7 protein-coding genes are annotated in these 5289 nt (G+C 58.7%); all 7 read right to left on the bottom strand.

What is annotated here, in order from left to right; all coding sequences use genetic code 11:
- Nucleotides 1–852 (bottom strand): ABC transporter substrate-binding protein (locus RT340_RS21580; RefSeq protein ID WP_313377701.1); only part of this gene is annotated, 852 nt, incomplete at its 3' end.
- A 9-nt stretch (nucleotides 853–861) separates the two neighbouring features.
- On the bottom strand, nucleotides 862–1596 hold the full coding sequence (locus RT340_RS21575) for an ABC transporter permease (protein WP_313377700.1): 735 nt from the start codon (nucleotides 1594–1596) through the stop codon (nucleotides 862–864).
- Nucleotides 1580–2293 carry an ABC transporter ATP-binding protein gene (locus tag RT340_RS21570; protein ID WP_097118812.1) on the bottom strand — a complete coding sequence of 238 codons (714 nt, stop codon included), beginning with the start codon at nucleotides 2291–2293 and terminating at the stop codon, nucleotides 1580–1582. Before RT340_RS21570 ends, RT340_RS21575 begins: the two co-directional genes overlap by 17 nt.
- A complete protein-coding gene (locus RT340_RS21565; protein WP_313377698.1) occupies nucleotides 2290–3255 on the bottom strand; it encodes a HesA/MoeB/ThiF family protein in 966 nt (321 codons plus the stop codon). The genes RT340_RS21570 and RT340_RS21565 overlap by 4 nt, the downstream gene beginning before the upstream one ends.
- A 9-nt stretch (nucleotides 3256–3264) precedes the next feature.
- Nucleotides 3265–4023 (bottom strand): thiazole synthase, encoded by a 759-nt coding sequence (locus RT340_RS21560; RefSeq protein ID WP_097118810.1) that lies wholly within the window; start codon nucleotides 4021–4023, stop codon nucleotides 3265–3267.
- A 3-nt stretch (nucleotides 4024–4026) separates the two neighbouring features.
- Nucleotides 4027–4224 (bottom strand): sulfur carrier protein ThiS, encoded by a 198-nt coding sequence (gene thiS / locus RT340_RS21555; RefSeq protein WP_034830370.1) that lies wholly within the window; start codon nucleotides 4222–4224, stop codon nucleotides 4027–4029.
- Entirely contained in the window at nucleotides 4208–5152 is a 945-nt protein-coding gene (locus tag RT340_RS21550; RefSeq protein ID WP_160834093.1) for an FAD-dependent oxidoreductase, read from the bottom strand. The genes thiS and RT340_RS21550 overlap by 17 nt, the downstream gene beginning before the upstream one ends.
- Nucleotides 5153–5289: the final 137 nt, after the last annotated feature.

Genomic DNA, 5289 nt, shown 5'->3' with positions numbered 1-5289 from the left:
CCTTGCTTTATCAAATGTGGCGCTGTGCCCATCATACAGCGGCAATGTCGCTTCCCAGGCCTGATGATTGAGTTTGTTGTTCAGCTCAGGATACTGCTTAATAACCGCCTTCCAGGCTTCTTCCGGATGCGCACGCAACCACACCACACCCGCGTCCAGACCGCGTAAGAATGCCGGAATACGCTTGTCCTGGGCCGCGCTCTTGTTGTTCGCCAGAATGATCAGCTCATCATAAGCGGGCACACCATAATCTTCGGGTTTAAACACCACCGGCTTCGCGCCCTTATCCTGCAAATCGATCAGCTCGTAATTGCGGAAAATGGTCATCGCGCCATCGATTTTGTGCGTCAGCAGCGCCGAAGTGGAATCCATATTCAGGCTGATTAATTTCACCGAATTGACATCCACGCCCTGCGATTTCAGCATATTGAGGATCGCCACATCTTCCGATCCTGGCACCGCGTAACCCAGCGTTTTACCCGCTAAATCTTTGAGCGAATGGATATCGCTGGACACGGTGGTCAGCGTATTCAGCGGCTGACCAATCAGCGTGCCCACGCGGATCACCGGAACATCCTTCTCTACCAGCGTGTAAAGCTGTGGCTGGTAGCTGATTGCCAGATCGGCCTTGCCTGCCGCCAGCAGCAGCGGCACCGACGCCGAATCAGCCGGGGCGATCATCTCGACATCAAGCCCTTCCTTCTTGAAAGCACCGCTGTACTGCGCGGCAAAAATGGCTGCATGGTTAGGGTTCACAAACCAGTCGAGCAGCAGGCGAACTTTTTGTTCGGCGTGCGCGCTGGTGGTCGCCAGCAGCAGCAAAGCGGTAATCGCGTTACGTAGGGTGTTCAAGGGACGTCCTTATGTTGAGTGCCAGAGGAATTTTTTACGCAGCAATGCGACGCCGCCGGAGAGCAGCAGCGCCAGCATCAATAACAGCAACAAAGCAGCAAAGCTGGTGGCCGTTTCCAGCCGAGCGTTGGATTGCATCATCAGATAGCCCAGCCCTTTGCTGGCACCGACCCATTCGCCAATCACCACCCCAATCGGGGCCAGCACCACCGCCATCTGCAAACCGGAAAAGAACTGCGGGAGCGCTGCGGGCCAGCGCACGTGCCAGAAAATCCGCGCACGTGAAGGATTCAGCGTGCCCGCCAGTTCCAGCCAGCCGGAGGGCGTACGGCACAGGCCATCAAATAGCGACAGACACAGCGGGAAGAAAACGATTAACGCCGCGACTACCACCTTGGAGGCGATGCCAAATCCCAGCCACAACACCAGCAGTGGCGCCAGCGCAAACACCGGAATCGCCTGGCTGGCGGTCACGAGCGGAAACAGCACGCGACGCAGCGTCTGGCTGCCTGCCATCAGGACCGCCAGCGTCACGCCCGTCCCAACGCCCAGCAGCAGGGCCAGCACAATCTCTGCCAGGGTAAACAGCGCGTGATGCGCCAGCAGCTGGCGATGCAGCCATAATGCCTCCAACACCGCCAGTGGCGAAGGCAGCAAAAAGTCAGGCACGCCATGCTGCCGCGCCAGCAGCCAGCCACACAGCAGCACCGCGATCAGATAGATCGCGCTAAACAGTTTTTTCATCTTGATTCAGTCGGGAAAAGAGTTCGCCCTGCGCCTGTAGCAGGCGAGGATCATCAAGGGATCGGGGAGCATCACCCGCAGGCACCGGCCAGCTTTCAACCGCTAACGGCTGGCCATGCAACAGCACGATGTCATCGGCCATACGGCAGGCTTCAAGCGGATCGTGCGTAACCAGCAGCACCGTTTTGCCCTTGAGCAGCATGGCAGTCAGGGTTTGCAGACTGAGTTTGGTCATCACATCCAGCGTGGCGAAGGGCTCATCCATCAGCACCACTTCGCGTTGGGCATACAGTGTACGTGCCAGTGCCACACGCTGCCGCATCCCGCCTGAAAGCTTATCCGGTGAGGCTTGCGCCACCTCACTCAGCTTCACCTGCTTAAGCAGCGCCAACGCACGCGCGCGGTCCGGTTTTTCACCGTTGAGCCGAGCGGAAAGCATCACGTTTTCCAGCACCGTCAGCCACGGATACAACAGATCCTGTTGCCCCATCCACGCCACTTTGCCCGGTAAGCCACTGATTTCGCCCTGTTGCGGCTGCAGCAAACCCGCCACCAGCCGCAATAAGGTGCTTTTCCCAATGCCGCTACGCCCTAATAGCACCGTGGTTTTACCGCCGCGCAGTTGCAGATTGAGTTGCTGGCACAGCGCCTGTTCGCCCCAACTAAAGGTGATGTCATTAAATCCGATCGGATTCATGGTCGCTTTGCCGCCAACATTGCCAGACGGGTAAACCCTCGCGCTTCCAACACCGAGGCCGCCTGCGCCGCGCGAATGCCGCTGGCACATACCAGCACGATGCGCCGATCCTGCGGCGGCTGCCAATCGGCTATCGCCTGCGGCAGAATGCGTTCGACGATGTTCGCTACGCTGACGGGGGCTTCTTCCACACTGCGCAACTCGACAATGCAATCATCTTTCGTCAGCAGTTGCTCGTCGATAAAGGGCACGCTGTTTTCTGGCTCTTCCGCGCCGTCAAAACGAAATGCGCGCATATGCCAGTTGATGAAGTCACAGTTGATCACACTGCCGAGGGGTGAAGGTTGCAGATCCAACAGCACGCTGAGTGCCATCTGAGCCTGCATTGCACCCAAAGTCGCCACTGCCGGTCCCATCACGCCTGCGGTGTTACAGTTGGCTGCGGAGGCGGGTAAGCGTGGAAACAGTGCCCGATAGCTCGGCGCGCTGCCGCAGAAGCCACCGACGTAGCCCTGACGACCTAATACTGATGCACTGATCAAAGGAATCTGCGTTGCCAGACAGGCGTCGGAGAGTTGATAGGTCACCGCGAAGTTATCAGCGGCATCAATCACCAGATCGATATCCGTGAGGAGGTGCGGCAGATCGCTGGCGCCGATAGCCCGTGGCACCACCTCTATCTGCACCTCGGGATTACGTTGCAACAGCGCCTGTTGCGCACGTGCTGCCTTGCTGTGACCGATGTCCTGCATCGTAAACAGCGTCTGGCGATGAAGATTGTGTAAGGCCACTTCATCGTCGTCACACAGGCGGATAAAACCGACGCCTGCGCCAACCAGCTGCGGCAGTAATGTAGCGCCCAACCCGCCTGCCCCCACCACCAGGACGCGCGCATCCGCCAGCTTTTGCTGACCTTCGACACCGATTTCCGGCAGCATCATCTGCCGTTGATAGCGATCCATGGTGGCTCCTTAACTCAAACTCGCCAGACCGAAGATCGGTGTTGAAGCTGCCGCCATATCGCGCTTCTCCATCAAACCAGCACTGCGTGCGGCCTGTCCCGCTTCAATCGCCAGACGGAACCCGTTCGCCATGCCAACCGGATCGCCGGCTTTCGCCACGGCAGTATTGAGCAGGATGCCATCGAAGCCCATCTCCATCGCCTGCGCGGCCTGTGATGGCGCACCGATGCCTGCATCAATTATCAACGGGATGTCGCTGAACCATGCCCGCATCGCGCGTAATCCTTCAATGTTGCGCAGGCCCTGCCCGGAACCGATCGGCGCACCCCACGGCATCAGCAGTTCACAACCGGCTTCCAGCAGCTTCTCACCGACGATCAAATCTTCGGTGGTGTACGGGAAGACCTGAAAACCATCCGCACACAGGATGCGTGCCGCTTCAACCAGCGCAAAAGGATCGGGTTGGAGCGTGTCGGCATGACCAATTACCTCCAGTTTGATCCACGAGGTATTAAACAGCTCGCGCGCCATCTGCGCGGTGGTTACCGCCTCTTTCACCGTGTGGCAGCCTGCGGTATTCGGTAGCACGCGAATGTCCAGCCCGGTCAGCATCTCGCGAAAAGCCGCACCCGCCGCGCCTTCACGACGCAAACTCACAGTGATGATTTCCGTGCCAGAGGCGGCAATGGCCTGTTGCAGAATCGCCGGTGATGGATAGCCCGCGGTGCCAAGCAGAAAACGTGACTGGGGAGTGAAATCGTAAAACATGTTTCAACCTCCCTGCATCGGGGACAAGACTTCCAACTGACAGCCCTCTTCCAGCTGCTGGCTGCTGTACTGACTTTTAGGTACAAAGTTGCCGTTGAAAGCGCTGGCAACGCAGGCGGCATCAATTTGCTGCTCGATCAGCAATTCGCTGAGCGTGCTGGCCTCAGTGCGGATCGCCCGGCCGTTAAGCTGAATATTCATAGGATTGTTCCCCGAAAAGGCGCTGCATCAGTTGTTCTGCCATCATTGGCGCCAGCAGAAAACCGTGGCGATACATGCCGTTAAGATAGTAAGTGTCGTTTTGATAATGGATTTCCGGCAGGTTGGCCGGATAAGCAGGACGTAAACCGCTGCCGCTTTCCACCACGCGGGCTTCGGCAAGAGCAGGATGAATGGCGTATGCCGCGCTGAGCAGTTCCATCAAGGCGCGTGCGCTGATCGCGCTGTCATCGTCACTTTCCACCATCGTGGCACCCAGCATGAAATGGCCGTTACTGCGCGGCACCAGATAGCACGGAAAGCGCGGATGCAACAGACGAATCGGACGCGAGAACTGCACCTCTTCGCTGTGCAGAATCACCATCTCGCCACGCACCGCACGCAGACGCGGAAGGTCGGCTTTGGCATGCATGCCACGACAATCAATCACCCGACCCGAAGGGTGTTGTGCATCAAAACGCACGCCGCGCTGTAACAGCTTTTCGCGCATTTCGGTGAGCGCCAGGCGCGGGTCGAGATGCGCCTCCTCGGCAAAAAACAGCCCACGCGCAAAACGCCCGGCCAGCAGAGGTTCAAGCTCACCGGGATCGACCCATTGGTGCTGTTCGGTCATGCGTGCGAAGCGAGTCAGTTCCTGGCTATCGCGCGGTGGCGCTACCACCAGCGTTCCCTGATGTGCCACGCTGCTGACACGCTGTTGCCACCAGCCAGCAGCGTGTTGACCGAGAGAGATCACTTCCTGCGGTGCACTTTCGGATTCGCACCAGGGTGCAAGCATGCCGCCAGCAAACCACGACGCGGCCTGGCGGGAGTCGTCGCCAATGACGTCGACGTCTTCGCCGCGTTCAGCCAGCAGCGTTGCCACGCACAGGCCTGCCACGCCGCAGCCTAATACCGTCCAGCGGCTCACAGCAGGTTATCCGGGATATCTAGGGAATTCACATCGGCCTCTCAGTGTTGACTGAGACCCGCAGATACAGGAGGAGGGAAAGGGCGCGAGCGATCCTCTGCGCCAGACAACACCGGATCGGTGCTGTCAGTCTTCCT

The organism is Pantoea sp. CTOTU50773, assembly GCF_032082325.1.
GTDB classification, from domain to species: domain Bacteria; phylum Pseudomonadota; class Gammaproteobacteria; order Enterobacterales; family Enterobacteriaceae; genus Pantoea; species Pantoea communis.
The sequence above is the reverse complement of the archived record's forward strand: the minus strand, read 5'-3'. Positions and strand labels throughout refer to the sequence as shown.